Below are 26667 nucleotides of genomic sequence, written 5' to 3'. Positions count from 1 at the left end.
TTATAAGTGAAGATAAAATAAGGATACAGTCAGGAAATTTAATTCCTGACTGTATCCTTATTTGCGTTTGAGCATAAACATACCTAAGAGAATAAGCAGAACTGGCCAAAAACGTTCTAAGAGCGAAACAATCGGCTCAAGCCAGCTGGTGTATATAGAAAGCTGTTCCGAAAAAAGAAATAGCAAGCCTAACAAAATAGAGAAAAGGCCTAAGAAAAATCCTTTTTTTGTTTTGGTATAACGGATAATAAAGGCAAGTCCTATAATAATGAAATAAACAGACCAATCATCTATCCAAAAAGAATAATGCTTTACCCCGTGAAGATGAATGCCGATTCCAAAAAGTAAGGTACCTATAAATAAATTTTGGTACGTTTTTGTTGTATAGCTATGAATAATAATGCCAATTCCAATTACAATCAGGAAAGATTGCCATGAATATAGGTCAACAAAAAATGGAATTCGGAGCTCCCGCAGTAAAAGAAAAATACCGATTCCAATACATAGATAAGCCAGCAGTGAATGCTTTCTTTTCATCGAAATTCCTCCCAAATGTCTCTGTTTTAATACTGTAGATGATTATACTGGATGTAACAGACAGTCTCTTAAAAAGCAAGTACATCCTTTAAAAAAGTGAGTTCCTTGCTATAATGGGTCAGTTATGTTACATTACAGTCGGAATAAGTTGTTGCAGCGGTCGTTTTTATTTAGCTGGAATGAATCATTTTATCATACATATCCTTATGTTACGTACAAATTGTTTCAGATTCTGTTCACATTTTAGCACGAAAAGCATTTCATGACATGTTATAATGATTATTAGATAATAATCATAAAAAGTTTTGAATCATTTAATCATAATGGGGGTAGTACGGTGCATATTTTAAAGGTTGGGTTTAATTACAAAACAACCCCTGTAGAAATTAGGGAAAAGTTTACGTTTAATGAAGAAAAATTGTCAGAAGCAATGATTGCATTGAAGGAACAGAAGAGTATTCTGGAAGATGTGATTGTTTCAACATGTAATCGGACGGAAGTATACGCAGTTGTTGATCAGCTTCATACTGGCAGATACTATATTAAACAATTTTTAGCAGATTGGTTTGGAGAAGAGAAAGAAACCTTTTCGACATACTTGCAGATTACGGAGGACGATGGTGCAATGGAGCATCTGTTTCGCGTGACAACCGGACTCGATTCCATGGTTCTTGGCGAAACACAGATTCTTGGCCAGCTGAAACAAGCTTTTTCAAAAGGACAACTGGCAAATACAACAGGTACCATTTTTAATGAACTGTTCAAACAAGCTATTACATTCGGGAAACGGATGCATAAAGAGACAGGGATCGGTGAACATGCTGTCTCCATCAGCTATGCAGCTGTGGAATTAGCAAAAGAAAAGTTTGGAGATTTGAGTAATAAGCATGTAGCTATTTTAGGCGCTGGCAAAATGGGCGAATTGGCAGCGAAAAACATTCAAGGCGCTGGAGTAAAGGATATCACTGTCATTAACCGCACACAGGAGAAAGCAAAAATGATGGCAGAGAAATTTGAAGCTAAGGTTGCTGGGATGGATGAACTATCCGCTGTATTAGAAGAAGCGGATATTTTGATCAGCTCTACCGGTTCAGAATCTGTTGTTTTATCGAAAGAAGATATTGAAAAGGTGCAGAGTAAACGGCAGGATAAAGAATTATTCTTAGTAGATATTGCGGTTCCCCGGGATATCGATCCGGAAATTGCTGAAGTAAATCAGGTTGCTTTATTTGATATCGATCACCTGCAGCATATTGTAGATGAGCATCTGGAGTCACGAAAAGCAGCAGCAGAACAAATTGAAATATCCTTAGAGGAAGAAATTGTTCAATTCAAGGAATGGATGAAAACATTAGGAGTTATTCCGGTTATATCTGCTTTGAGACAAAAAGCGTTATCTATTCAAACGGAAACAATGAAAAGTATTGAACGGAAAATTCCAAGTCTGACGGATCGTGAGAAAAAAGTGCTTAATAAGCACACGAAAAGTATTATCAATCAGTTACTGAAAGAGCCGATTACGCAGGCGAAAGAATTGGCCGGCGCAGAGCAGGCAGATGAGGCATTGCAATTATTTATTGATATTTTTGGAATTGAGAATGAGGTAAGAGAAGAATTTGCGAAACAGTTGAAAAAGAATGATGCATTCACTAAATTTACGCAAGAGGAAGCCTCCTCATTCAAGGTTATTGAACGAGTAACCACTGCCTAAGCAGGATGGATTCACCCTGTTTACATCATTCACATCCAACCAGAAGGTCATTTCATTTACTTTCTGGTTGCTTTTTATTGTAGAAGAGGTTGTTCAAAAGTCACCAAATGATAAGCGGCGAACTCTGTAGTTGACGTGTGTTTTACGATGGGACTGGGACAGCGTAGTGTTTTTCCGCAGCGGTAGCACAAACCTGACAACATTGAGACCTGCGATTACTCGGTCTATTAAAACCGTTGCTGCGGTTACTCGCCCATCGAAAACCTTTGTGGACAACACAGAAGTCACCACATCCTGTGGAAGCCCGTTCGTAAAACACACGTCGCCTTGTTCTTCTTGCTTCTAGATTTGGCAACTTTTGAACACGTATTAGAATAAACCCGGAAAAGTCGAGGAGGAGACATCATGCGAAAAATAATTGTTGGTTCGAGAAAAAGTAATTTAGCAATGACACAAACGAAATGGGTTATTGATCAGCTGAAAAAAGCTGGTGTAGAAAATGAATTTGAGATAAAAAAGATTGTTACAAAAGGAGATCAAATCCTTGATGTAACTTTATCAAAAGTTGGCGGAAAAGGTCTTTTTGTAAAAGAAATTGAAAAAGCAATGTTTGACAAGGAGATTGACTTTGCTGTTCACAGCATGAAGGATATGCCTTCTTCTCTTCCTGAAGGACTGGAGATTTCCTCTATTCCGGACAGAGAAGACCATCGCGATGCCTATATTGCGAAAAATAATATTAAATTAGCAGACCTTAAAGAAGGCTCGATTGTCGGCACAAGCAGCTTACGCAGAGGGGCACAAATTCTTGCTGCCAGACCGGATTTAGAGATTAAATGGATTCGAGGTAATGTGGAAACACGAATTCGAAAACTAAATGAAGAAGACTACGATGCAATTATTTTGGCTGTATCCGGATTAAAGCGAGTCGGTTTAAGTGAGGATCTGATTACAGAATACCTGGATCCGGAAATCTGTGTACCTGCTGTAGGACAGGGTTCTCTTGCAATAGAAAGCCGTGCAGAGGATACAGAATTAAAAGAAATCGTCCGAAAGATTCATAATGAATATACCGCCAAAACGGTACTGGCGGAACGTACTTTTCTGCATTTATTGGAGGGGGGTTGTCAAGTTCCTATTGGCGGCTATGCTTATTTAGATGGCGAAGAAATTGTATTAACTGCTTTAGTAGGTACGCCCGATGGACAAACGATTTTGAAGGAAGTTGTCCGCGGTAACGACTCTGTACAAGTTGGTAAGCAGGCAGCAGAAATATTAATGAATCAGGGAGCTAAAGATATCGTTGACCGTGTCAAAGAGGAGATGGAATAATCATGGGTAAGCCGCTTCACGGGGAGCGCATATTGATTACGAGAGAAGAGACAAAAGCTGCTGAAATGGCGGGAAAAGTCACAAAGCTGGGTGGAAGTCCGGTCATCGTCCCAATGATTAAAATAAATTTTCTAAAACAGTTTGAAGATACTTCTGTACTGGAACGTCTCTCGGATTTCAGCTGGGTATTTATAACAAGTGCCAACGGGGTGGAGGGTTTTTTTCAGCTGCTCCGTAAACAGCAGATAAAACTGCCACAAGAATTGAAGATAGGAATCGTCGGGAAGAAAACAGAAGAAGTATTGCATCGATATGGTTATACTGCTTCTTTTGTTCCAGAAACCTTTGATGCCCAGGCGATGGCAGAAGCGTTTATTTCTTTTTACACATTGAATAAGCCAGTGCTGCTGATACGGGGAAATTTATCAAGGCCGACGCTTCCAGAAAAACTGAAAGAAGCACAGATTGCTTATGAGACTTTGGAAGTATATGAGACAACGTATTGTATGGAATCCAAACAAAAGTTGAATCAAGTGCTTTCCGCCGTGGATTATATCACGTTTACAAGTCCATCAACAGCAGAAGCGTTTGTGCAATTGGCAGAATATATACCAAAAAATGCAACATATATTTGTATCGGTAATACGACGGAAGAAAAGGCGAGGGAATTAGGAATTTCTGATGTATATACGTCAACGCCTTATACCGCAGATGCGATGTTGGATTTAATTTCAACGATTGCAAATGAAAGGAAGATAAATCATGAGTGAATTTACATTTGACAGACATCGGCGTTTGCGTTCATCTGTTTCGATGCGCGCACTCGTTCAAGAAACACACCTACGGGCAACGGATTTTATTTATCCGATATTTGTTATTGAAGGAGAAGACATCCGAAATGAGGTTTCTTCCATGCCGGGAGTTTTCCAGGTTTCTTTTGATCATTTATTGAAGGAAGTGGAGGAAGCATATCAATTAGGAATTCGTTCACTTATTTTGTTTGGTGTGGTAGAAGAAAAGGACGAAATCGGCTCTGAGGCTTTTCATGATCATGGAATTATTCAGGAAGCCACAAGAATCGTGAAACAAGCGTATCCAGAAATGCTTGTAGTCGCAGATACCTGTTTATGCGAATACACGTCGCATGGACATTGTGGCGTAATTGAAAATGGAGATGTAGCCAATGATGCTTCTCTGGAGCTGTTAGCTAAAACAGCTGTATCTCAGGCAAAGGCAGGTGCCGATATTATTGCTCCTTCCAATATGATGGACGGATTCGTAACCGTCATCCGCCATGCTTTGGATGAAGCCGGTTTTCATCATATTCCGATTATGTCCTATGCGGTGAAATATGCTTCCGCTTATTACGGACCTTTCCGTGATGCAGCAGACAGTACACCTCAATTTGGAGACAGGAAAACATATCAGATGAACCCTGCTAACCGTTTAGAGGCAATCCGTGAAGCGAAATCGGATATTAAAGAAGGCGCTGATTTCTTAATTGTAAAACCAAGCCTGTCTTATATGGATATTATGCGTGAGGTGAAAGACAATTTTGACGTGCCCGTCGTTGCGTATAACGTGAGCGGGGAGTATTCCATGATTAAAGCAGCTGCTTTAAATGGCTGGATTGATGAGAAAAAATTAGTGACAGAAACCCTGCTATCAATGAAACGTGCAGGCGCAGACTTAATTATTACCTATTTTGCAAAAGATGTGGCAAAATGGTTGCAAGAAGATAAATAAGGGAGGAAGAGCATGGTAAACACAAGGTCAGTAGATGCTTATAAAGAAGCGGTTGATTTAATGCCCGGCGGAGTGAATTCTCCGGTACGTGCATTTAAATCAGTGGGATTGGATCCGATTTTTATGGAAGAAGGAAAAGGCTCTAAAATTACCGATATTGATGGCAACACGTATATTGACTACGTATTAAGCTGGGGTCCGTTGATTTTAGGACATGCTGATGAGCGTGTAACGGAAAGCTTAAAGGAAGTTGTTGAAAAAGGGACAAGCTTTGGAGCGCCTTCATTGTTAGAAAATCAGCTTGCAAAGCTTGTTATCGATCGTGTCCCATCCATTGAAATGGTGCGAATGGTCAATTCCGGAACAGAAGCAACGATGAGTGCAATTCGTCTGGCGCGCGGCTATACCAACCGGGATTTGATTATTAAATTTGAAGGAAGCTATCACGGTCACGGGGACTCCCTGCTGATTAAGGCAGGTTCCGGTGTCGCAACACTTGGTCTTCCAGACAGCCCTGGAGTACCAGAGAATATCGCGAAGAATACAATCACTGTTCCTTATAATGATGTCGATAGTCTGAAGCTTGCTTTTGAGCATTATGGTGACAAAATTGCAGCGGTAATTATGGAGCCTGTATGTGGAAATATGGGAGTCGTGCCTCCAAAAGAAGGTTTCTTACAAGCTGTTCGCGACATTACGGAGCAAAATGGCTCACTTCTTATCTTTGATGAGGTAATGTCTGGTTTCCGTGTCGGCTACTACAGCGCGCAGGGACATTTTGATGTTACTCCGGATTTGACTTGTCTTGGTAAAGTTATTGGCGGCGGTCTGCCTGTCGGCGCGTACGGCGGAAAACGTGAAATTATTGAGCAGATTGCACCGACTGGTCCGATTTATCAAGCCGGTACATTATCCGGTAACCCCTTAGCTATGACAGCGGGCTATGAATCGTTAGCGTCCTTGTCAGAAGCGTCCTATGAAGAAATTAATAAAAAAGTGGATCGTCTTACAGAAGGATTCCGCCAGGCGGCAGATAAATATGATATACCGCTTCATATTAATCGTGCCGGTTCAATGGTCGGTGTATTCTTCACAGATCAGGAAGTTGTCGATTTTGAAACGGCGCAATCCTCTAATTTAGACTACTTTGCGCAATATTACCGTGCGATGATTGAAGAAGGCGTATTTTTGCCGCCATCTCAATTTGAAGGATTATTCTTATCTACTGCACATACAGATGAGGATATTGAAAAGACAATTGCAGCAGTGCATACTGCTTTTTCTAAGATTGGAAAGTAATTATAAAAAGATTAGTAAAAGAGAAATCCAAGTGGGTTTCTCTTTTTTTAGGAATAAGAGGGAAGTCGACTCATGCGGGAAAAGCAACAGGTAGACCTGAGCAGGAAGCGGTTTTCTTACCGTGCGGCTAAGCCGTTGCCCGCGGAAAGCGACTTCCCGGGACTGCGATTACTCGCTCCATCGAAAACCGTCGTAGCGGACATCTGCTCGGCAAGAATACCAGTATTTTAAAGACCAAGTGATTTTCTTGGTTTTTCTTACTGACAGGATATTACTTTCACAAAATTTCAGGCGGGGTGATCATACAATGATGCTGTTTCAAAATAATAAGCTAACCGTTCGTGAATTAGCAAAAGAGGATAATTATTTACTGGCAAAGTGGCTTTCTGATCCGGCAGTTCTTCAATTTTACGATGGGAGAGATAATCCATTTGATTTAGAAAAAGTGAATGAAAAATTTTATCCGCTTCAAGACAATGTAGTCCGATGTATCATAGCTTTTGATAGTTTAGAAATCGGTTACATTCAATATTATCTATTAAATATAAATACGAGAAAAAAATACGGTTATTTAAATGATAAAGATGTTATTTATGGAATGGATCAATTTATAGGAGAAACGCAATACTGGGATAGAGGTATTGGCAGCCTCCTGATCAAGTCGATGGTTGCTTATTTAATTAACAAGAAACGCATAAATAAAGTCGTCATGGATCCTCAAGCCTGGAATAAAAGAGCGATTCGCTGTTACGAGAAAAGTGGTTTTAAGAAAATAAAATTACTTCCTTGCCATGAACTGCATGAGGGGGAATATCGGGATTGCTGGTTAATGGAATACCGGGAAACAGAGTGATTTTTGAAGGGCATTTAACATAAACGATACCCCGGCTTTTCTTGTTTGCTTTAAACCAATCTTCCTCCTTAGCATATTCCGCGGTTTCTTATCATATAAATGATAACGAATGATTCGCATCTGGACTGTTTGCGAGAGGAGGAATACATTTGTCAGTAGATTCTAATTCATTTATTTTTGAACTGGAAGAATCACTGTTTTTTGAAAAAGGACAGGAAGTAGAAGAACTCAGGGGAATTTCCATTGAACCAGAAATAACAATCGAATCATTAGATAACTATATTTCTATCCATGGCAATCTTGAGCTGCAGGGAGAATATCAAAAAGTAAATGGTGAAGAAGAAGGAGAAGAGATTTTTGACTTTGATCAAATTCAAGCTAAGCGTTATGTCGAAAGTATTAGAGAGGTAAATGGACTGTATGTATTCACCCATAAATTTCCTGTAGATATATCTGTGCCGCCTCATCGGGTGAATAAAATAGAAGATGTCACGGTGCAAATTGAATCCTTTGATTATGATTTATTAGGTGCAGATAGTTTAAAAATTACTGCTGCGGTTGAGATTCAAGGGATTTTACAGGATGAAGCATATCGTCCGTCAGAAGAAAATTGGGAAACAGCAGAAGCGGATCAAGAACAGGTAGGAGACACATTTTCCTTTGAAATAGAACTTCCGGAAGAAGCATTGACCCGCAATGAACAAACGATCTCGGAAGATCAGAAAAAATTAGAAGAATTGCTAGCGTCGGAAGAAGAAATAAAACCGGAAGTTGAGCCGATATTAGAAGAAAGCCCTTCGGAAGAAGCATTAATTCGTAATGAGCAAACGATATCGAAAGATCAGAAAAAAATGGAAGAACTATTAACATTGCAAGAAAGCCATTCAGAAGAGGAGCCAGAAGATGACCCGGATCGATGGAAAGTAAAGTCACAGCCTCTTTCTGAATATTTTGAGTCTCTTTCGAAAGGAAAGGCTTCAGAGGATGATTCAGAAGAAGAAGAGCAGGTGGAAGAGGTATTAGAAGCTGAGGAAGATATGGAGATGACAGAGGAGAAACCAGGCTGGGATGTCGCTGATGAATCCGAGGTGATTGATTATATAGAAGATACCTTCTATCCAGATACACCCAGGGAGGAAGAAATACTGGTGGCTGAAGAAACGAAAAAAGAGGAGGAACGAACAGAAAGCGAATCGTTACTATCTCAGATTTTCCGTGAAGCAGACGAGAATCATTATGCCAAAATGCGTCTGTGCATTGTTCAGGAGAATGACACAATCGATACCATAGCAGAACGGTTTGCAATCAGCCCGCTGCAATTAATCAAGCATAACCAATTAGAAGAAGAATTGGAAGTAAATGAAGGACAGCTGCTTTATATTCCATCTAAACAATAAATAAAGACTCTGCACAAATAATGAATGAGATTATTTGTGCCGGAGTTTTACATAATCTATGTTTTTAATTATTTTATACAGGTTAATATTCAGATGTAATGCAGATTTGATATACACGAGCAATTCCGAGTTTACAAATAAGGGGTGACATGTAGTGAATATATGGAAGAAGGTCCTGGAAGCATATCATATCTATCCCGTCAGTATCGAAAAACAGACAGAGCGTGTTGTAAAAGTATTTGACGGTATGCAGGAATATGCTTTGAAGCGCAGTTTTTTAACAGAACAGACGATGGAGAATTGGCAGCATGTCTACCGTATTGCTCGTGAAAAAAATGTGACAGAGATTTTACCTGTGTATTTAACCCGGGACAATGCATTTTTTCATAAGGAGGAAAACTTTTACTATTATTTAACACCTTGGATTGACTCTCCGGAGGTCACAGATTCCGCGTATAACATTGAGCGAACAATGCAGACACTTGCACAGATTCATAAAAAGACAAGGCAGACCAGCCGTATTAAATCCGATCGTCTTAAAGAATCATTTCAAGGATTTTCGAGCTTTTGCAAGCAATCCTTAGATCAGCTCCATGTTCGCGTCACCGATTATGAAAGCCGAAAATATATGTCACCGTTTGAACTGCTTTATTGCACGCATTATAAGGGTGTTTGCCATGCTGTAGGGCTGCTGCAAGATAAACTGTATCAAATCTATGGAGAGGAAGAAACGGAGATTTTATGGTCTTCCAGCTTATGTCATCAACGAGTCGATGATACGCATTCAAAGGGAGGCTATTTAATTAATTGGGAATCAGGTGGTTTTGAACATCCGGCACGTGATTTATCCCATTATTTCCGAGGATTGACAGGCGCTTATAACCAGCCTGAAGAAACGATACAGCAAGCATTTACCGTCTATCAAAAAACAAATCATCTGACTGTAAAGGAAATGCATCTTGTTTCTGTCTATTTACTAAATCCATCATTCTATTTAAGTGTACTCAAGAATTATACAGACCGCCGCACAAAGAAATCGATGGTTAATCAGGTCAAAGAGCTGCAGCAGCAATTCCGTCGTTTAGAATTTGGGATGAATTGGGTGGAGTTTATACAAGAAACATATGAGTCCAAGGAAGAACAGCCAGACTAAATCCATTGCAGATAAAAAGCTACCACTAGACCAATTAGGAGTCCAAGTAATAAAATATCAAGTGTTGTTGGTATTAAAAGCGTCCGGATAAGCTGGAAAATCATAATTGGTGTACACACGGTTTCCGCAACAAAAATACATTTTCTAGCCCATGGCGGGAGCCGGTAACGATAGAAACGAGACATCTTTTTTCACCTCCTGTTTGTTTGATAAAGATAAACTTCAGAAATTTGATATATTATGTTATGTATAAATGCTTGAAAGGTGTGTCAATAATATAGATACACTTTTTTTAATGAACCGGGAACAAGCCTATTTATCGGTAAATATATGAAAATCTAGTTGACGTTCTCAGAAGGAAACGATAAAATAAATGTTACGAAGAAAACATACGAACACGTGGAAGAGAAGTAGTAAAGAAAAAACGCTCTTAGAGAGGGAAATCCTGTGCTGAAAATTTCCTGGGAAGGTTGTTCTTGAAGTCGTCTCTGATGTAGAATCTTTGAAAAATGGAGTAGGAGATTCCGGTTGTCAGCCGATATTCATGACCATAAGTGTGCTTCAATCAGGCTGCAACAGCTTTTATTGATCAGCAAACAAAGGTGGTACCACGGAAATATACCTTTTCGTCCTTTATTTATAAGGATGAAAAGGTTTTTTTAGTTGAACGAATAAAGGAGGTTTTTTAACATGTCAGATAAACAAAATCAGCTTCCTCCTAAATATAATCCACAGGAAGTGGAAGCAGGAAGATATCAGTTTTGGTTAGATGGGAAGTTTTTTGAAGCAAAGGATGATCCGGAAAAAGAGCCGTATTCCATTGTGATTCCGCCGCCAAATGTAACAGGGCGATTGCATTTAGGGCATGCATGGGATACAACGATGCAGGATACAATCACACGTATGAAGCGTATGCAGGGCTATGATGTATTGTGGCTTCCTGGAATGGATCATGCGGGGATTGCTACCCAGGCAAAGGTAGAAGCAAAATTAAAAGAATTGGGAACAAACCGTTATGAGCTTGGACGGGAAAAGTTCCTAGAAAAATCCTGGGAGTGGAAAGAGGAATATGCAAGCTTTATTCGCTCGCAGTGGGAGAAGCTTGGACTTGGTTTAGACTATTCTCGGGAGCGTTTCACGTTAGACGAAGGTTTGTCTGAAGCTGTTCGGGAGGTATTTGTCCGTCTTTACGAAAAAGGATTGATTTACCGCGGAGAATATATTATTAACTGGGATCCCTCCACTAAAACCGCCCTTTCAGATATTGAGGTAATTTATGAAGAGATTCCAGGGAAGTTTTATCATATGCGCTATCCGATAAAGGATAGTGATGAAACAATCGAGATTGCGACGACCCGACCGGAAACCATGCTCGGGGATACGGCCGTTGCGGTGCATCCAAAAGATGACCGCTATCAGCATTTAATCGGCAAGACGGTTATCCTGCCGATTGTAGGAAGAGAAATGCAAATTGTGGCGGATGATTATGTAGATATGGAGCTTGGTTCCGGAGCAGTAAAAATTACACCTGCTCATGATCCAAATGACTTTGAAATCGGGAACCGTCATGATCTAGAGCGTGTCCTTGTGATGAACGAAGATGGCACCATGAATGAAAATGCAGGAAAGTATCAGGGATTAGACCGTTTTGAATGCCGGAAGCAGCTGGTTAAGGACCTGCAAGAGCAGGGCGTGCTATTTGAAATCGAAGAACGTCCACATCAGGTTGGACATTCGGAGAGAAGCGGTGCAGTGGTTGAGCCTTACTTATCTACACAATGGTTTGTAAAAATGGAGCCATTGGCAGAATCAGCTTTGAAGATGCAGGATTCTGACGCGGAAAAAGTCAACTTTGTACCAGAGCGATTTGAAAAAACATATTTCAACTGGATGGATAATATCCGTGACTGGTGTATTTCCAGACAATTATGGTGGGGACACCGGATTCCGGCTTGGTACCATAAAGAAACAGGTGAAATTTATATAGGCAAAGAAGCGCCAGAGGATGCTGAAAACTGGGAGCAGGATGAGGATGTATTGGATACATGGTTCTCCTCTGCCTTATGGCCGTTCTCTACCATGGGCTGGCCTAATGAAGAATCCGCTGATTTGAAACGTTATTTCCCTACCAATGTTTTGGTAACAGGCTATGATATTATTTTCTTCTGGGTATCCCGGATGATTTTCCAATCAAAGGAATTTATGAATGAACGTCCATTTGAGGATACATTGCTGCATGGTTTAATTCGTGATGCAGAAGGAAGAAAAATGAGTAAATCCCTGGGGAACGGGGTAGACCCGATGGATGTCATTGATAAATACGGTGCCGATTCACTGCGCTATTTCTTAATGACGGGTTCTACACCTGGTCAGGACCTGCGTTTCCATTGGGAGCGAATTGAGTCTACCTGGAATTTTGCCAATAAAGTATGGAATGCCTCCCGCTTTTCTCTTATGAATATGGAAGGGTTCCAGTATGAGGATATTGATTTAACAGGAGACTTAACGGTTGCAGACAGATGGATTTTATCTCGATTGAATGAAACAATTGACCATGTAACGAGAAATGCGGATAAATATGAATTTGGTGAAGCAGGAAGATATCTCTATAACTTTATTTGGGATGAATTCTGTGATTGGTATATTGAAATGGCAAAACTGACGTTATATGGCGAGGATGAAGCTAAGAAAAACACAACCCGTTCTGTTTTGGCTCATGTTTTAGACCAGACGATGCGCATGCTGCATCCGTTTATGCCGTTTATCACAGAGGAGATCTGGCAACAGCTTCCGCATGAAGGAGCATCTATTACAGTCAGCGAATGGCCAAAAGTAAATCTGGCATTTGATGATAAAAAAGCAGTTTCTGAAATGCAGCGCTTAGTCGCTATTATCAAATCTGTACGTAACAGCCGGGCTGAGGTAGATACACCGATGTCTAAGCAAATTGAGATGCTTATCTCCGCAGAAAATGAAGTACTTGTGCAGGAATTAGAAAAAAATCGGGAATATTTAGAGCGTTTCTGTAACCCGAGCTCTCTGCAAATTGCAGAAGATATTGCAGCTCCGGACAAGGCGATGACCTCTGTTGTGACAGGTGCAGAAATCTTCCTTCCTTTAGAAGGCCTGATTGACTTTGATAAAGAAATCGCACGTTTGGAAAACGAACTTGCTAAATGGAACAAAGAAGTAGAAAGAGTGCAGAAAAAGCTCTCTAACCAAGGCTTTATCAGCAAAGCACCAGAAGCATTAGTAGAAGAAGAAAAACAGAAAGAAAAAGATTATCTGGATAAACAGGCGAAAGTAAAAGCCCGTTTAGAAGAATTAAAACAATAATGAAAAATGCTATGAGACAAATTCTCATAGCATTTTTTCTTTTATATACGTTACATATTCTTCTAATATATTGATATCGCTGAGCTTGCTCAGCGTACGCGAACCGACGGCATCTTCAATTTCATTAAATACAAATTCTCCATTTTCCGTGAACATAAAATCAATACCGGCAAGCCCAAAATCATAAGCATTTATAATTGTTTGAACGATATTTTTTTCTGTTTCATTTAACGTATACAGAGATGCTGTTCCGCCAAGAGAGTAATTTGCGCGAAAATCATTTGAATTCTCACGCAAAACAGCTGCTATAATCCTTGTACCAATCACGAACACGCGTAAATCCTTGCCCGGCTGAATATGCTGGGAAGACTGTAACACATAATCTTCCGTTAAGCTTTGACGATATGCTTCCCATTCTTTTTGGCTATGAAGCATCGCAACCTGCTTTCCTCCTTTTCCATTAGCTGTTTTGGCAACAAAAGGAAAATCAAACGGCAGGGAGGGTGGATCCATTTTTCCGGGAAAAAAATAGGTTTCCGGAACAGGAATACCTAGTTGCCGGATAGCGAGATAGCCATATGCTTTATGATTAAATGTTTCTGAGATTATAGAGTGATTAAATACGGTAATTCCCATTAACTCTAATTGTTTATTGAGAAGAGGCTCCATTGTCCGGACGACTGCGAAATCTGCACAGATTTCTTCTCCATTTGCATAGATAACCTGTTTATTTTGGTCTATGCCAATCGATAGATCTTCCCTGACCAATAATGTGAGATGGATGGACTGCTTTTTAGCTTCATCTATAAACCAGTCGATATAGCTTTTATTTCTTATTGAATCTGCTTTCGTATATATGAGCCATCCATTCATCGGGAAAGCTCCTTTTTTATATAAGTTATCATATAATCAGCGGCGTTAACGCCCGTACACTCATATAGATTGCGGATATGTGCGTTCGCATTTATTTCACAAATCAGCAGTTCACTGTCTCGGCCAAATAATAAATCGACGCCGGCAAAATCAGCTCCAATAGCTTTTGCTGCTGCTACAGCCAGCTTTTCTGTATTCTCATTAAGGGGAAAGGGCAGCATTTTGCCTCCATTAGTTACGTTTGCCCGAAAATCTACGTCGTTTTGCCGTTCCACAGCAGTTATCGCTTTGTCACCAACTACCTGAACGCGGATATCCCGGCCTCTGCTTTCCTCTATATAACGCTGAAATACGAAGGGGCGCTCGCCAATATTCGAGATAATATTTGTTAAGCCCTGTTGGTTGTCGATTAAATGAACCTGTTCACCAAAGGAGCCATATGCTTCTTTCACAATCAACGGAAAACCAAAATGATCGATTATTTCCTGGATATAGTCGGACGGCAGATCACCTGCATGATATTTTTTAGGAGCAATAATCGTTTCCGGAATAGGAAGCTGATTTCTCATGAGCATTTGATAAGTGTAGATTTTATCGTCGCTGATTTCGATAGCATGTGAACTATTAAAGACACGAACCCCCAGCTGCTCCAGCTGTCTTGCCAGATAAATATCCTTGTCGATAAAAAAAGCAAAATCAGGCAGTTTATTATGGTTTGGTATAGGTGACACCGTTCCATTTTTCGGGCATAATAAAGTTAAAACCGCATCGTTTTTTAAACAAATGGTTTTCATTTTTTGTTTTGCAGCGGCTTCATCAATCATAGTTGCATAATCGAGAAATTTATCCGTTGCGATACTTCCATTAATAATAATCCAGCCAGTATAATTCAAAATCGTACATCCTTTCTGCTAGAGGGTAAAAATTTAGCTATTGGTCAATTTTCCCTGATAACCTTAGGGAAGTCACTGAGGAGATGAAGCGGCCACCTCCCTGTATACAAAAAGTTTTAGCTGTATGTAATATAGCAGGGAAAAGCACGGACGCTTATGCTGTGATAATTAGTATACGATGAAATAGACAAAGGAGGAAAGAAAGATGCGTACGAACATCCATGATTTTTTTGAAAAACGTCAGCAGCTTGGCGTACAGCCGGGGCTAGACCGGATAGAAGCATTATTAGAAGCTTTAGATCATCCGGAGAAGAAGTTTACTTCGGTCCACATTGCCGGTACAAACGGAAAAGGATCCACAGGAGCTTTTTTGCAGGCTGCTTTAAGAGCAAATCGTTATCGGATTGGAACCTTTACATCACCAAGTTTAAATGGTTTGACCGGATTTATTCTCTACAATGGGGAATTTATTTCAGAAGATGTATTCGCCGAACTATTTGAAGAAATAAATCCAATCATTGAACAAATGGATCAAGAAGGCAAGCCGCCAAGCCATTTTGAAATTATGACAGCAATGGCATTTTTATATTTCTCCAGAAATGTTGATATAGCTATTATTGAAGCTGGTATGGGCGGAAGAGACGATACGACCAATGTGATACAACCAGTTTTATCCATTATTACCACGGTTTCCAAGGACCATACTGCTTTTTTGGGAGATACACTTGTGGAAATCGCAGCGCATAAAGCTGGAATTATAAAACCTCATACTCCGATTATAACAGGGGTAGAAGGAGAGGCGCTCACTCCAATTGTTAATGAAGCAAATAAAAATAGAGCAGTATTATATCGTTTTGGGATGGACTTTACGATGGAAAATATTCAGATTGATGAATTTGAATGGAAAAACCTTGGCTCGCGTTATCGAGTAAAGCTTCGGACAATTGGGTTACATCAGCATCATAATGCTTCCGTAGCGATACAGGCGTTAAAAGTGTTAAAAAATCGATTCGGTCATCTGGATATGCACACGTCCATCGAAGCAATTCAAAAAGTGACCATCGCCGGCAGAATGGAAAAGATTCATGATAATCCGTTTATTCTAGTAGATGGTGCTCATAACGAAGCAGGAGTAAGAGCTTTTATTAAAACTGTGAGAGCTATTTATCCAAGAAGAAAAGTACATGTACTGTTTGCAGCTTTTAAAGATAAAGATATAGAAGAAATGCAACGTCTGCTGGCAGATGTCTTTCCAAACTTATATATAACATCGTTTGACCATCCCCGGGCAGCTGCCTTAACCGATTATCCGCTGCAAGATAAGGGAGAACAGGTCGAGGACTGGCAGGCATGGATGAAAGAAAAAATAAAAACGTCAATGGCACCGATCCTGATAACAGGTTCCTTTCATTTTGTTGATTATATCCGTTCTTTTGTGAAGACACTTGAAGCGTCTGAATAGGGAGGGGTTATCAAGAAAATTGTAGAACGATTATAATAGATAGCGTCATGATTCGCCTTACTTTTTACAAGGGCTGTGCTAGAGTAAAACAAAACTGGCACTGGAGGGCTGGATGAATGACAAAACATAAACTGCATAGAATAAAAGATACGAAAGGTACTTGGACATACAAAGTCCACACATCCTCCAAAGAAGATAGTGCAGAAAGAGCATCGGCAGCAACGCTGGAGAACGAACCGGAAGAAACAGACATCACCACGCTGACAGCTGTCAAAAGCACGAATAAGGGGAAATTAAAAAGAAATTCGGTATGGAAAACAATCCTGATTAGTGGAGGTAGTGCTGTGCTTGTCGGCACCTTGATTGGTTTTTTTATTTTCCGGATGTTTCTGCAGGTTGACACACCGACAAGTGCTGAAAATCCATCCCAAACAACCCCAGCGGTAACGCCGGCAGAAAAGGAAGAAGCCAGTCCAGATGTTATTGCTGTTACACTCGCTTCGTTAGAAACCTATATCCTTCAAGCAGGTGTTTTTTCAGAACAAGAAAATGCTGACCCATTAATCGCCAGCTTGACGAATTTAAATATTCCATCTGTATTTTTTGACAGGGATGGAGAGTTTTATCTAATGGCAGGAGTTGCATCATCAGAGGATGCTGCACAGGATCTTGCTGCATCCCTTTCCGATAATCAGGCAGAGCTTTATGTGAAGGCATGGGGAACGCAGACAAAGGAAATAGAAATGACCGAAGCAGAAAGTGAATGGATCACAGCGTTTCAAACTTTTTTTGAGGAGCAGCTCCAGCAGACAGAGTCCAATCAGCCGATTGCTGAGGAAGAGATAGCTGCTCTAGTGGACAAGGCTCCTGCAGAGACTGTGGCGATTGATGAATTATTAAGCAGCTTAACCGAAATGCAAGGAGAGCCTTCTTCTTATCAATTGTTGACCTGGATGAAAATCTATGACGAATTATAGGGAGCAGATGTTGAAAAACCATTAGAAAGCTGGCATATCAATCCAGCTTTCTAATGGTTTTTCTTAATGAACTGGTAATTTTATATAAAATTTATTTTTACAATAGTAATAAGTTAACAAAACAGCCGTTTCTTATTGGAAAACAGCAATTATAGTGAGATAAATTATATTGGAAACGGATATTTGCCAGGTTGTCGGAAAAGAACGGTATCGCTATGATGTAAAGTGAAACTTTCTTCAGCGGTTTTTTTACCTCTGCCGAAGAAGGGAAAAGGCTAAGTTCGCGACGTCATCGGACGGAGACTGCGATAAATAAACGAAAGGCGGGATACCCGTGGGAAAACCAATTTTTATACGAGATTTGCCGACAGAAGACAGACCGAGAGAGCGCTTGCTAAAATATGGGGCAGATAAATTGAGCAACCAGGAAATACTTTCTATTTTAATCGGCAGCGGTTCTAAAAATGAACCGGTTCAATTACTTGCAGACCGTATTTTGATGCATTTTGAAGGGATAAAGCTGCTGCGAGATGCCACTGTGGAAGAATTGACAGCGATTAAAGGGATTGGAACGGCAAAAAGTTTAAATATACTGGCTGCCATTGAGCTTGGAAAGCGAATCAGCAGCTATAAGCCGGTAGATGCCTATGTAATCCGCTCTCCAGAAGACGGCGCGAATTACGTTATGGAAGAGATGCGTAATTTATCGCAGGAGCATTTTGTAGCGCTTTTTCTAAATACTAAAAATCAAATCATTCACCGGCAGACTATCTTTATCGGTTCGTTAAATGCTTCTATCGTCCACCCCCGTGAGCTGTTCCGAGAAGCTGTAAAACGGTCAGCTGCCTCCATACTAGTTTGCCATAATCACCCCTCCGGAGATCCAACCCCCTCACAGGAAGATATTCTTGTTACAAAGCGTCTTGTCGAATCTGGAGATATCATCGGAATAAAGGTTATTGATCATTTAGTTATTGGGAATGAGTGTTTTGTTTCATTAAAACAAAAAGGATACTTATAAATACTATCTATTTTAGCGTTTTTTTCGTATAATTATATTTGGAATTAATTTTCAGCGCCATTTTTCGGAAAATATAAAAGTGGCGCTTCTTAGAATTGTAGAAAGTGTCACTTCATTCTGCGGGGCGTTTTTTTAATCCCTGCAAAAGAAGCTTTACTGCGAAAGGAATACATTCTATAGTGCTGATATAAAACGAAATTGCCTTCCGGGGCAGTTTTACGGTTGGTTATCCATAATAGAGGAACAGCTAAAAATTAATACGTGATGTAAGGACGGAAAGGATGAAATTTATGGGGATATTTAATTTTTCACAGGATTTAGGAATTGATTTAGGAACAGCAAATACATTGGTTTATGTAAAAGGTAAAGGAGTTATTGTCCGGGAGCCTTCTGTTGTAGCTAAAAATTTGGAGACTGGCGCCGTCGAGGCCGTTGGAAGTGATGCAAGAATGATGATCGGACGTACACCCGGAAATATTTCCGTTGTCCGACCGATGAAGGACGGGGTAATTGCAGATTACGATACCACTTCCATCATGATGAATTACTATATGAAAAAAGCAATGAAGAAACGTTCTCTTTTTGCCAAGAAGCCTAATGTGATGATCTGTGTTCCATCTGGGATTACCATGGTGGAGGAAAGGGCAGTTATTGATGCTACCAAGCAGGCCGGTGCGAAAGAAGCCTATCCGATCGCAGAGCCGTTTGCTGCGGCAATTGGAGCAGGCTTGCCAGTTTGGGAGCCGACAGGAAGTATGATTGTTGATATTGGCGGGGGAACAACGGAAATTGCTGTTATTTCTTTGGGAGGAATTGTAACGAGCAGCTCCATTCGAATTGCAGGAGATGATATGGATGAAGCGATTATCTCTTACATAAGAAAAAAATATAACCTAATGATTGGAGAAAGATCTGCTGAATCGATTAAAATGGATATAGCAGCAGCGAAAAAAGGCATTGTTGGAGAAGAACGGGATATTAGAGGGCGTGATTTGTTGACGGGATTGCCAAAAACAATTACAGTTACATCGGAAGAAATTTCTGGAGCTTTGGATGATAATATTGATGCAATTGTCAATGCTGTCAAAACAACATTGGAAAAAACGCCGCCAGAATTATCTGCTGATATCATGGATAGAGGAATCGTCTTATCTGGAGGCGGTGCTCTGTTAGAAAATCTGGATAAAGTCATTAGTGATGAAACGAAAATTCCTGTATTTGTTACAGATGAACCATTGGAAAGCGTGGCAATTGGAACTGGAAAATCACTTGATTACATCGAACAATTCCGTTCAGCTCCGAGTGTGTCTTCACGCGCGTTAAATTAATAAGTAGGTGTTTGTATGAATTTTTTTCGAAGCAAGAAATTATTTATAATCCTTATTGGATTTATTGTACTAGTGGTGTTAATAGGATATTCTCTAAACAATCGAGGACATTTAAACGTTGGCGAAAAGATTGTCAGTGATGCTGTGGGGTGGGTGCAAAATGTAGCACAGGCCCCAGTAACGTTTGTCACTGATATTGCTTCCAATATCAGTGATTTCAAGACAACATATGAAGAAAATCAGGTATTAAGGGAGCAGCTGTCTCAACAAAAAAGTGTAGCGTATGATTTGCAAAATCTGGAAGAAGAAAATGAAGAACTGCGTTCCATAATTGATATGACGGAAACAGCACGGGATTATGAACCAATCTATGCAACAGTGATTGCCCGTTCGCCGGAGCAATGGGTGAATCAGGTAACCATTAATCGCGGAGAGAATGATGGGGTACAGGAAAATATGGTTGTGCGTACAGCTGAAGGAATGATTGGAAAAGTGCTTCATACATCAGGGGGCACGGCCACTGTACAATTACTGACAGGTTTTGACGAGTTTAACCGTGTTTCTGCAACTGTATTAAGAGAAGATGACAGTGATATTTTTGGAATGATAGAAGGATTCGACGAAGAGTCAGAGATGCTTTTATTCCGGATTATTGAAGAATCGGATACAGATATTGAGGAAGGAGATACCGTGTATTCCTCAGAACTTGGCGGAGAGTTTCCGGCAGGTATAACCATTGGTGAAGTAAGTGAAGTGGTTGCTGACCAATATGGGTTAACCAGAATCGCAATGGTTGAACCGGCAGCGGATTTATTTGATATTCGTAATGTCATTGTTGTGAATCGTTCTATTGATCAGCCGGAAGAGGATGAAGCAGAAGGGGATGACGAGTCTTGACTAGACGTGTGATATTCCCTTTGATTCTATTCATCGTCATGGTACTCAGCGGCGTGGCTTTAGAGCTTTTACCTCACCAGTTATTAATGGGTACATATATGATTGTGCCGCACTGGCTGTTTATTATGCTCATTTACATTGCCATATTCTACGACCGTAATGATACTTATTATGCTGTTTTATATGCACTTATTTTTGGATTGCTTTTTGATATTGTGTATACAGGTATTTTGGGTGTTTATATGTTTTCTTATGCACTGGTAATTTACATTGTCCGCGGTTTAAAGAAAATGCTGCAAGGTAACTTTTATGTGCTGTTAATCCTTTCTGCTTTTGGAATAGCTCTGGCTGATGTAAGTGTCTATACGGTTTTCACTGTGATTGGGTTAGCAGATATGCCGATAGAAGTATACTTATTGAATCGATTAGTGCCTACCATTCTTTTGAATCTTTTATTCCTGGTATTAATCTACCCGCTAATAATAAAACCAATGCGGAAATGGGGAAGAGAATTAACCTGATCTGACCGTTTGAAATAAATCTGTTCAAACGTATATTTATGAAAGAGCGGCGGACTCTGCTCAGTCAGTAATCTGCGTTTATGCTGACTGTAGAAAAAAGAGGTGAATAAATCGTGCAAGAAACCAAACCGACCATCACGATCAAAGGGACAAGAGATGGTTTGATTTTATTTATAGATGAAAATTCTTCTTTTGAAGAAATTGTCCAAGATTTAATCAAAAAGCTTGATGAAAGCAGCCCGAAAAAAGAGGAGCCTGTAGTTTCTGTAAAAGTAAAATTAGGACACCGTTATTTAACCGAGGAACAGCGCAATCAATTAAAGGAAATTATTGAAGAGAAGAATCGTTTCCAGATTGAAGCAATGGAATCCGAAGTTATACCGATCAAAGATGCAAAAACTTGGCTGGATCAGAGTAAATTAAAAGTAGTTAACCAGATTGTCCGATCTGGACAAGTTCTTGAAACAGAAGGCGATTTGCTGCTGATTGGTGATGTGAACCCTGGAGGCAGAGTAAGAGCCAGAGGAAACATCTATATCATGGGGAACTTATTAGGAATTGCACATGCTGGCACAGACGGGGACCAAGAGGCTTTTATAGCTGCTTCTTATATGAAACCGGCACAGCTTCGAATTGCAGAATATATCAGTCGGGCACCTGATTATGAAGCAGATGGAGTATACATGGAATGCGGAATCATTGATCCGGATCAGAACAAGATTGTAATTGATTCTATCAAAATACTTTCTAAACAGAGAAAGGTGATTAGCGCATTTGAGAGGAGAATGAATAATGGGTGAAGCGATTGTAATTACATCCGGGAAAGGTGGAGTTGGTAAAACAACGACAACTGCAAATATTGGGACATCTTTAGCTTTAATGGACAAAAAAGTTTGTTTAATTGATACAGATATTGGCCTTCGTAATCTCGATGTAATTATGGGGCTGGAAAATCGGATTATTTATGATATTGTTGACGTTATTCAAGGACGCTGCAAGCTGCAGCAGGCTTTAATCAAAGATAAGCGTTTTGATTACCTTTCTTTACTTCCTGCCGCACAGACAAGCGATAAGTCCTCTGTCACCACAGAGGGAATGAAAGAGATCGTGACAGAATTAAAGCAAGAATACGATTATATCATTATTGATTGTCCGGCAGGGATTGAACAAGGTTTTCAAAACGCCATTGCCGGAGCGGACAGAGCGATTGTAGTCACAACACCTGAAAATTCCAGTGTACGCGATGCGGATCGGATTATCGGATTGATTGAAAAAGAGGATATGATTGAACCGCCGAGACTCGTCATTAATCGGATCCGTAATCATATGATGCAGAATGGCGATATGCTCGATGTGGACGATATTGTTCAACTGTTAGCAATTGATCTAATCGGGATTGTAGCGGATAGTGAAGAAATGATTAAAGCTTCTAATAAAGGAGAACCCATTGCGCTGCATCCAAATTTTAAATCCTCTATCAGCTATCGTAACATAGCCAGAAGGATTTTAGGCGAAACCGTTCCGCTGCAGTCGCTTGAGGAAGAAAAGAGTTTTATGCAAAAGGTAAAAGCATTCTTTAAAATATAATAATCTTATAAATAAGACATCCGCTGCGGCAATACCGTGGCGGATGTCTTATTTATTCAGTAGCCAGTAAAAGCCTCCCCAATCGTTTTTCGATAAGGCCTCTCATTAAAATAGAAATCCAAGCATTCATTATCCTCTACAGAAATACGTTCTCTATCAGGATATTCGATATAAATAGTATGTTTTTTTTCACGATGAAACCGGGCTAATACATCTAAAAAGCTATCTTGAGGAGATGCATAAATCGGTTGGATAGCACGTACAAAATGTCCGCTCTCATATCTCTTTAAAAGAAAACGGATAAACACATAAAAGCGATATTTCCATTCTTTTCGATTTTCATGTATTAAAAAGAGCCAAATAAGAAAACTGCTCAGTGTAAATGGAAAGAAAAGAAGCTGAGCGATAATAATTAGGGCGCAAATTACTAAAGAGCTGATGATAGTTACATAATATGCCTTTTTAAAGGTTAAGAAAGTAGTTAAAGCTAAGAAAACAAGTTTTCCGCCATCCAGCGGCCAAACAGGCAGCAAGTTAAATAAGAGAATGATTGTATTATAATAAAGAATTAATCCGTAGTAATAGTCTGGTATCATTCCAAAGGAAAATGCGCTATAAAGGAATCCGTATATGAAAACTTGTACCATCGGACCTGCCAGTATAACGATTACTTCTTCACGGACGGGGCGAGTCCCGTGTTCATCTGTCTTCATGACGCCGCCGAAAGCCCAGAGAATGATAGCGGAAATTCGCCATTTAAAAGAAGAAGCAGCAATATAGTGCCCTAATTCGTGAAGAAAAACAATGCTGAATATAATAGCAAGTTCAGTAAAAGAACCTGTTAAAAAGGAAATTACAAAGAATATCCAAAGAATCGGATGTAGATGAATAAGCTGTACGGAATTTTTAAGGCTGTTGATCAACCAGAATCACCTGCTCAGGATCAATATATTGGTTTTCTTGCTCAATTGCGAAAAAAACAGATGAACTTTCGCTTTCCATTTCCATTCCTGAGGTTCCCAGAACTTGCCCATTGGCAATATGCTGATATAAATGAACCTCGATGGAATCTAAAAAGCCATATTGTGTCGTGGTTCCATCTGCATGCTGAATTTTGACCGTTTTTTCTGTGGAACGGTCGTTGCCGGCAAACACAACGATACCTTCTTGGACAGCTGCTACATTTTCTTCTCCCTCCGGTTCAATATAGATGCCTTGCCCATTTTCATGGAAATGCTCTGAAATGATGCCGTTGACTGGAAGATATCCTGCATCGTTGGTTACTTCTTCTGTAACTGTACTCGGCCTGAATGACAGGGGAGCACCAAATGCATCAGAATACCATGCATTTACTTTTGCAAAAGGAAATTGATTCGTTAAAGTGGAAGTAAGCCACTCTTTGGGCTGTTGCATAAATGGCCTGTCTATTTCTGTAACGAATGCGGTCCCCAGAAACAGTGAAACGGACAAAAGAGCCTTCACAGCAATGCTGGTAATACGGGAATTGTTCTCAGGACTTGCTGAATTTGTATGGCTGGCGGATATAGAAGGATAAAAACCATGAGACTCTTCCATTTCCGGTAACGCGTTACTTTGCAGATAATCTTCTTGCTGGCTCCGGTTTGTTCGGTTTAATCCTTTTGCTTTTTGACGCATTTCAATGGCTTTGCGAATTCTTTTTAAGTTTTTATCCATACATCTCACATTCCTTTATAGCGTGGTGTGATTCATTATATGTTGAACAAGCTGTATATATGAGTAAATGGCAGAAAGATAAATGACAGACTGTGAAGGCAGGAGATGATTGATATTTATCCCTTTATCCCTTTATCAATGGATATATCGCAGTGTATAAAGGTAGGGTTCTTGCAGAAAGAAGCATTATTTTATATAATTTGAAAGACATTCCGTCTAAAGGAACGAATATAAAGGTATTTTTTAAAAAAGGTTGACAATGAAACCTGTAAAATGATAAGATTTATCTGTTATGCAAAGTAGCACCCGTGCTACAACCGCGCAGAACAGGTTTTAAAACTGCTGTCGGCAGTACCTGAATGGCGAGTCTGAGTTTAAAGAGGAGGTGCATATAAATGTACGCAATTATTGAAACTGGTGGTAAGCAAGTTAAAGTAACTGAGGGACAAGAAATTTATGTAGAGAAAGTTACTGGTGAAGTGAATGACACGGTAACTTTTGAGAAAGTCCTATTCGTCGGCGGAGACGATGTGAAGGTTGGTGCTCCATATGTGGATGGCGCATCTGTAACAGCTAAGGTTGAAAAACATGGCCGTCAAAAGAAAATTGACGTTGTGAAGTTCAAGCCTAAAAAAAACTATCATCGTAAACAAGGTCATCGTCAACCATATACGAAACTTGTAATCGATAAAATCAGCTTATAAGGTTCTGTTGTTCATAATGATTCAGGTAACGGTTTTTCAATCTGACAATCGGGTTACAGCATTTAAACTTACTGGACATGCAGAGAGCGGTCCTTATGGGTATGATCTTGTCTGTGCAGGAGTTTCAGCTGTAACATTTGGTGCTGTGAATGCAATTATGAAGCTATGTGAGACAGACCTCGATATTGATCAGGGAGCTGACGGCGGTTATCTTGCTGTAAAGCTTCCAACGAATATAAGCTCTGAAAAACTTGAAAAAATACAGTGGCTGGTAAAAGGGATGATTGTCTCTTTAGAAACCATTGAAGAAAGTTATGAGGAGCATATTGAACTGAAATTTTCATAAGGAGGTGCATTTTCATGTTACGTCTTGATTTACAATTTTTCGCATCTAAAAAAGGTGTAGGTAGCTCAAAAAACGGTCGTGATTCAGAATCAAAACGACTTGGATCTAAACGTGCTGATGGACAGTTTGTAACTGGCGGTTCTATCCTTTATCGTCAACGCGGCACAAAAATTTATCCAGGTGAGAATGTTGGCCGCGGCGGGGATGACACGCTTTTTGCTAAAATCGATGGTGTTGTGAGATTCGAACGCTTCGGTAGAGATCGTAAAAAAGTTAGTGTTTATCCTGTAGCTAAAGAAGCATAATGCTCGGATAACAGTATAGTTAAGAAACGAACAAGACAGGCTGTCGAGATAATCTCTCGACAGCCTTCTTTGATTTCTAAAGTATAGCCGGATTCTGCTGTTTACGACTTTTGATTTCCTCTGATTTCTGCTATACTCAATTTTAATGAGGTGAAGGAATGGACGAAAAGGAGACAGTTGGTTTAATCCAGAAGTATCGACATGATCTAATGAACCGATTACAAATTGTTTCCGGTTATTTGAGTATGGGAAAAGCAGATAAAGCAAAAAAGAATTTAGATGATGTAATCAAGTTTTATGAAGAGGAACGAAAACTGATGCGGTTGAATGCAGATGCATTTATGATCTGGGTATTGCGATTTCAGGATAACTACCCTTCTTTTGCATTAACCTATCGTATAGATTTGCTGGAATCAATGGAAAAATCCATTGACGGGCAGAAGCTTCTCTCTGCTTGTGAAGCATTATTAGCTGTTTTATCAGAGGCTGCAGAAGCGTTCCAGATGCACGAACTCTTTCTCCATATGAAAGAAAAAGAAACTCATTGGGAAATCGGGATGAACATAAATGATGTCGTACTTGAGAAAATAAATGTGAATGGCGTAGAAAAACAATATGGGATTTCTATGACAAATGAAAAAGAACAAACAAGCTTTAATTGGAAAATAGCAAAGGAAGAAAGAGGTGAATAGCC

Annotated in this window: 27 protein-coding genes and 2 other annotated features; of the genes, 21 read left to right on the top strand and 6 right to left on the bottom strand. The window is 39.8% G+C overall.

Annotation, left to right across the window (positions count from 1 at the left end):
• Positions 1–57: 57 nt before the first annotated feature.
• Positions 58–537 carry a hypothetical protein gene (locus tag MKX55_RS12800; RefSeq protein ID WP_193062335.1) on the bottom strand — a complete coding sequence of 160 codons (480 nt, stop codon included), beginning with the start codon at positions 535–537 and terminating at the stop codon, positions 58–60.
• Between the two features lie 337 nt (positions 538–874).
• On the opposite strand from MKX55_RS12800, the gene hemA reads away from it, so the two are divergent.
• The 8 genes from hemA to ysxE all read left to right on the top strand — a co-directional run bounded on the left by hemA (position 875) and on the right by ysxE (position 10028).
• On the top strand, positions 875–2248 hold the full coding sequence (gene hemA, locus MKX55_RS12795) for a glutamyl-tRNA reductase (protein ID WP_339177515.1): 1374 nt from the start codon (positions 875–877) through the stop codon (positions 2246–2248).
• Positions 2249–2653: 405 nt separating this feature from the next.
• The gene (gene hemC, locus MKX55_RS12790) at positions 2654–3580 is read left to right on the top strand and encodes a hydroxymethylbilane synthase (protein ID WP_193062331.1); all 927 of its coding nucleotides are present in this window, start codon (positions 2654–2656) and stop codon (positions 3578–3580) included.
• A gap of 2 nt (positions 3581–3582) precedes the next feature.
• A complete protein-coding gene (locus MKX55_RS12785; RefSeq protein ID WP_193062329.1) occupies positions 3583–4350 on the top strand; it encodes a uroporphyrinogen-III synthase in 768 nt (255 codons plus the stop codon).
• The gene (gene hemB, locus MKX55_RS12780; protein WP_042534412.1) at positions 4343–5326 is read left to right on the top strand and encodes a porphobilinogen synthase; all 984 of its coding nucleotides are present in this window, start codon (positions 4343–4345) and stop codon (positions 5324–5326) included. Before MKX55_RS12785 ends, hemB begins: the two co-directional genes overlap by 8 nt.
• Positions 5327–5338: 12 nt before the next feature.
• The gene (gene hemL / locus MKX55_RS12775; protein ID WP_339233114.1) at positions 5339–6625 is read left to right on the top strand and encodes a glutamate-1-semialdehyde 2,1-aminomutase; all 1287 of its coding nucleotides are present in this window, start codon (positions 5339–5341) and stop codon (positions 6623–6625) included.
• Between the two features lie 310 nt (positions 6626–6935).
• Complete coding sequence (locus MKX55_RS12770) at positions 6936–7478, top strand: GNAT family N-acetyltransferase (RefSeq protein WP_193062400.1); 543 nt, start codon at positions 6936–6938, stop codon at positions 7476–7478.
• 149 nt (positions 7479–7627) lie between these two features.
• The gene (spoVID, locus tag MKX55_RS12765) at positions 7628–8875 is read left to right on the top strand and encodes a stage VI sporulation protein D (RefSeq protein ID WP_339233112.1); all 1248 of its coding nucleotides are present in this window, start codon (positions 7628–7630) and stop codon (positions 8873–8875) included.
• A 154-nt stretch (positions 8876–9029) separates the two neighbouring features.
• Positions 9030–10028: a spore coat protein YsxE gene (gene ysxE, locus MKX55_RS12760; protein ID WP_193062323.1), complete on the top strand. Its 999-nt coding sequence runs from the start codon at positions 9030–9032 to the stop codon at positions 10026–10028.
• On the opposite strand, the gene MKX55_RS12755 is transcribed toward ysxE, so the two are convergent.
• Positions 10025–10213 (bottom strand): hypothetical protein, encoded by a 189-nt coding sequence (locus tag MKX55_RS12755; RefSeq protein WP_193062321.1) that lies wholly within the window; start codon positions 10211–10213, stop codon positions 10025–10027. The two genes, ysxE and MKX55_RS12755, sit on opposite strands and share 4 nt — an antisense overlap.
• 206 nt (positions 10214–10419) lie before the next feature.
• Positions 10420–10665, top strand: a binding site (T-box leader).
• Between the two features lie 53 nt (positions 10666–10718).
• Here MKX55_RS12755 and MKX55_RS12750 point away from each other — a divergent pair.
• The gene (locus MKX55_RS12750) at positions 10719–13364 is read left to right on the top strand and encodes a valine--tRNA ligase (protein WP_339233110.1); all 2646 of its coding nucleotides are present in this window, start codon (positions 10719–10721) and stop codon (positions 13362–13364) included.
• 24 nt (positions 13365–13388) lie between these two features.
• Here MKX55_RS12750 and MKX55_RS12745 read toward each other — a convergent pair whose 3' ends face one another.
• Positions 13389–14237, bottom strand: a complete 849-nt coding sequence (locus MKX55_RS12745) for a hypothetical protein (RefSeq protein WP_339233109.1) — start codon at positions 14235–14237, stop codon at positions 13389–13391.
• Positions 14234–15130, bottom strand: coding sequence for a RimK family alpha-L-glutamate ligase (locus MKX55_RS12740; RefSeq protein ID WP_339233108.1), 897 nt, complete (start codon positions 15128–15130; stop codon positions 14234–14236). Before MKX55_RS12740 ends, MKX55_RS12745 begins: the two co-directional genes overlap by 4 nt.
• 205 nt (positions 15131–15335) lie before the next feature.
• Here MKX55_RS12740 and MKX55_RS12735 point away from each other — a divergent pair, with 205 nt between their 5' ends.
• From MKX55_RS12735 to minD, 8 genes are all read left to right on the top strand, one after another.
• Positions 15336–16592 (top strand): folylpolyglutamate synthase/dihydrofolate synthase family protein, encoded by a 1257-nt coding sequence (locus MKX55_RS12735; protein ID WP_339177501.1) that lies wholly within the window; start codon positions 15336–15338, stop codon positions 16590–16592.
• Between the two features lie 116 nt (positions 16593–16708).
• Positions 16709–17569, top strand: a complete 861-nt coding sequence (locus MKX55_RS12730; protein ID WP_339233107.1) for an SPOR domain-containing protein — start codon at positions 16709–16711, stop codon at positions 17567–17569.
• Between the two features lie 334 nt (positions 17570–17903).
• The gene (gene radC / locus MKX55_RS12725) at positions 17904–18590 is read left to right on the top strand and encodes a DNA repair protein RadC (RefSeq protein WP_339177498.1); all 687 of its coding nucleotides are present in this window, start codon (positions 17904–17906) and stop codon (positions 18588–18590) included.
• 290 nt (positions 18591–18880) lie between these two features.
• Positions 18881–19918: a rod shape-determining protein gene (locus tag MKX55_RS12720; protein WP_339177496.1), complete on the top strand. Its 1038-nt coding sequence runs from the start codon at positions 18881–18883 to the stop codon at positions 19916–19918.
• 15 nt (positions 19919–19933) lie between these two features.
• Positions 19934–20815 carry a rod shape-determining protein MreC gene (gene mreC / locus MKX55_RS12715; RefSeq protein WP_339177495.1) on the top strand — a complete coding sequence of 294 codons (882 nt, stop codon included), beginning with the start codon at positions 19934–19936 and terminating at the stop codon, positions 20813–20815.
• Positions 20812–21336: a rod shape-determining protein MreD gene (gene mreD, locus MKX55_RS12710; RefSeq protein WP_339177494.1), complete on the top strand. Its 525-nt coding sequence runs from the start codon at positions 20812–20814 to the stop codon at positions 21334–21336. The genes mreC and mreD overlap by 4 nt, the downstream gene beginning before the upstream one ends.
• Positions 21337–21449: 113 nt before the next feature.
• Positions 21450–22136 (top strand): septum site-determining protein MinC, encoded by a 687-nt coding sequence (gene minC / locus MKX55_RS12705; RefSeq protein WP_339233106.1) that lies wholly within the window; start codon positions 21450–21452, stop codon positions 22134–22136.
• Positions 22129–22923, top strand: a complete 795-nt coding sequence (gene minD, locus MKX55_RS12700) for a septum site-determining protein MinD (RefSeq protein ID WP_042534389.1) — start codon at positions 22129–22131, stop codon at positions 22921–22923. The genes minC and minD overlap by 8 nt, the downstream gene beginning before the upstream one ends.
• Before the next feature lie 56 nt (positions 22924–22979).
• Here the strand turns inward: minD and MKX55_RS12695 are convergent, their stop codons facing one another.
• Both MKX55_RS12695 and MKX55_RS12690 read right to left on the bottom strand, forming a co-directional pair.
• Positions 22980–23846 (bottom strand): M50 family metallopeptidase, encoded by an 867-nt coding sequence (locus MKX55_RS12695; RefSeq protein WP_339233105.1) that lies wholly within the window; start codon positions 23844–23846, stop codon positions 22980–22982.
• Positions 23830–24618 (bottom strand): M23 family metallopeptidase, encoded by a 789-nt coding sequence (locus tag MKX55_RS12690; protein WP_193062311.1) that lies wholly within the window; start codon positions 24616–24618, stop codon positions 23830–23832. The genes MKX55_RS12695 and MKX55_RS12690 overlap by 17 nt, the downstream gene beginning before the upstream one ends.
• Positions 24619–24923: 305 nt before the next feature.
• Positions 24924–24998, top strand: a sequence feature (ribosomal protein L21 leader region).
• A gap of 15 nt (positions 24999–25013) precedes the next feature.
• Here MKX55_RS12690 and rplU point away from each other — a divergent pair.
• The 4 genes from rplU (at position 25014) to MKX55_RS12670 (ending at position 26665) form a co-directional block, all read left to right on the top strand.
• Positions 25014–25322 carry a 50S ribosomal protein L21 gene (gene rplU, locus MKX55_RS12685; protein WP_042534385.1) on the top strand — a complete coding sequence of 103 codons (309 nt, stop codon included), beginning with the start codon at positions 25014–25016 and terminating at the stop codon, positions 25320–25322.
• Positions 25323–25338: 16 nt separating this feature from the next.
• Positions 25339–25668, top strand: a complete 330-nt coding sequence (locus tag MKX55_RS12680) for a ribosomal-processing cysteine protease Prp (RefSeq protein ID WP_193062309.1) — start codon at positions 25339–25341, stop codon at positions 25666–25668.
• Between the two features lie 14 nt (positions 25669–25682).
• Entirely contained in the window at positions 25683–25973 is a 291-nt protein-coding gene (gene rpmA, locus MKX55_RS12675) for a 50S ribosomal protein L27 (protein WP_042534381.1), read from the top strand.
• A 158-nt stretch (positions 25974–26131) separates the two neighbouring features.
• On the top strand, positions 26132–26665 hold the full coding sequence (locus MKX55_RS12670; protein ID WP_193062306.1) for a Spo0B domain-containing protein: 534 nt from the start codon (positions 26132–26134) through the stop codon (positions 26663–26665).
• Positions 26666–26667: the final 2 nt, after the last annotated feature.

Origin of the sequence: Oceanobacillus sp. FSL W7-1281, from assembly GCF_037969835.1 — a bacterium.
GTDB classification, from domain to species: domain Bacteria; phylum Bacillota; class Bacilli; order Bacillales; family Amphibacillaceae; genus Oceanobacillus; species Oceanobacillus oncorhynchi.
The sequence above is the reverse complement of the archived record's forward strand: the minus strand, read 5'-3'. Positions and strand labels throughout refer to the sequence as shown.

Bases quoted from the DNA above. Each gene is read 5' to 3' on its own strand.
- MKX55_RS12800 (WP_193062335.1), bottom strand. From the start codon at position 537: ATGAAAAGAAAGCATTCACTGCTGGCTTATCTATGTATTGGAATCGGT.
- hemC (WP_193062331.1), top strand. From the start codon at position 2,654: ATGCGAAAAATAATTGTTGGTTCGAGAAAAAGTAATTTAGCAATGACA.
- MKX55_RS12785 (WP_193062329.1), top strand. From the start codon at position 3,583: ATGGGTAAGCCGCTTCACGGGGAGCGCATATTGATTACGAGAGAAGAG.
- hemB (WP_042534412.1), top strand. From the start codon at position 4,343: ATGAGTGAATTTACATTTGACAGACATCGGCGTTTGCGTTCATCTGTT.
- hemL (WP_339233114.1), top strand. From the start codon at position 5,339: ATGGTAAACACAAGGTCAGTAGATGCTTATAAAGAAGCGGTTGATTTA.
- MKX55_RS12770 (WP_193062400.1), top strand. From the start codon at position 6,936: ATGCTGTTTCAAAATAATAAGCTAACCGTTCGTGAATTAGCAAAAGAG.
- MKX55_RS12755 (WP_193062321.1), bottom strand. From the start codon at position 10,213: ATGTCTCGTTTCTATCGTTACCGGCTCCCGCCATGGGCTAGAAAATGT.
- MKX55_RS12750 (WP_339233110.1), top strand. From the start codon at position 10,719: ATGTCAGATAAACAAAATCAGCTTCCTCCTAAATATAATCCACAGGAA.
- MKX55_RS12745 (WP_339233109.1), bottom strand. From the start codon at position 14,237: ATGAATGGATGGCTCATATATACGAAAGCAGATTCAATAAGAAATAAA.
- MKX55_RS12735 (WP_339177501.1), top strand. From the start codon at position 15,336: ATGCGTACGAACATCCATGATTTTTTTGAAAAACGTCAGCAGCTTGGC.
- MKX55_RS12730 (WP_339233107.1), top strand. From the start codon at position 16,709: ATGACAAAACATAAACTGCATAGAATAAAAGATACGAAAGGTACTTGG.
- MKX55_RS12720 (WP_339177496.1), top strand. From the start codon at position 18,881: ATGGGGATATTTAATTTTTCACAGGATTTAGGAATTGATTTAGGAACA.
- mreC (WP_339177495.1), top strand. From the start codon at position 19,934: ATGAATTTTTTTCGAAGCAAGAAATTATTTATAATCCTTATTGGATTT.
- minD (WP_042534389.1), top strand. From the start codon at position 22,129: ATGGGTGAAGCGATTGTAATTACATCCGGGAAAGGTGGAGTTGGTAAA.
- MKX55_RS12690 (WP_193062311.1), bottom strand. From the start codon at position 24,618: ATGGATAAAAACTTAAAAAGAATTCGCAAAGCCATTGAAATGCGTCAA.
- rplU (WP_042534385.1), top strand. From the start codon at position 25,014: ATGTACGCAATTATTGAAACTGGTGGTAAGCAAGTTAAAGTAACTGAG.
- MKX55_RS12680 (WP_193062309.1), top strand. From the start codon at position 25,339: ATGATTCAGGTAACGGTTTTTCAATCTGACAATCGGGTTACAGCATTT.
- rpmA (WP_042534381.1), top strand. From the start codon at position 25,683: ATGTTACGTCTTGATTTACAATTTTTCGCATCTAAAAAAGGTGTAGGT.
- MKX55_RS12670 (WP_193062306.1), top strand. From the start codon at position 26,132: ATGGACGAAAAGGAGACAGTTGGTTTAATCCAGAAGTATCGACATGAT.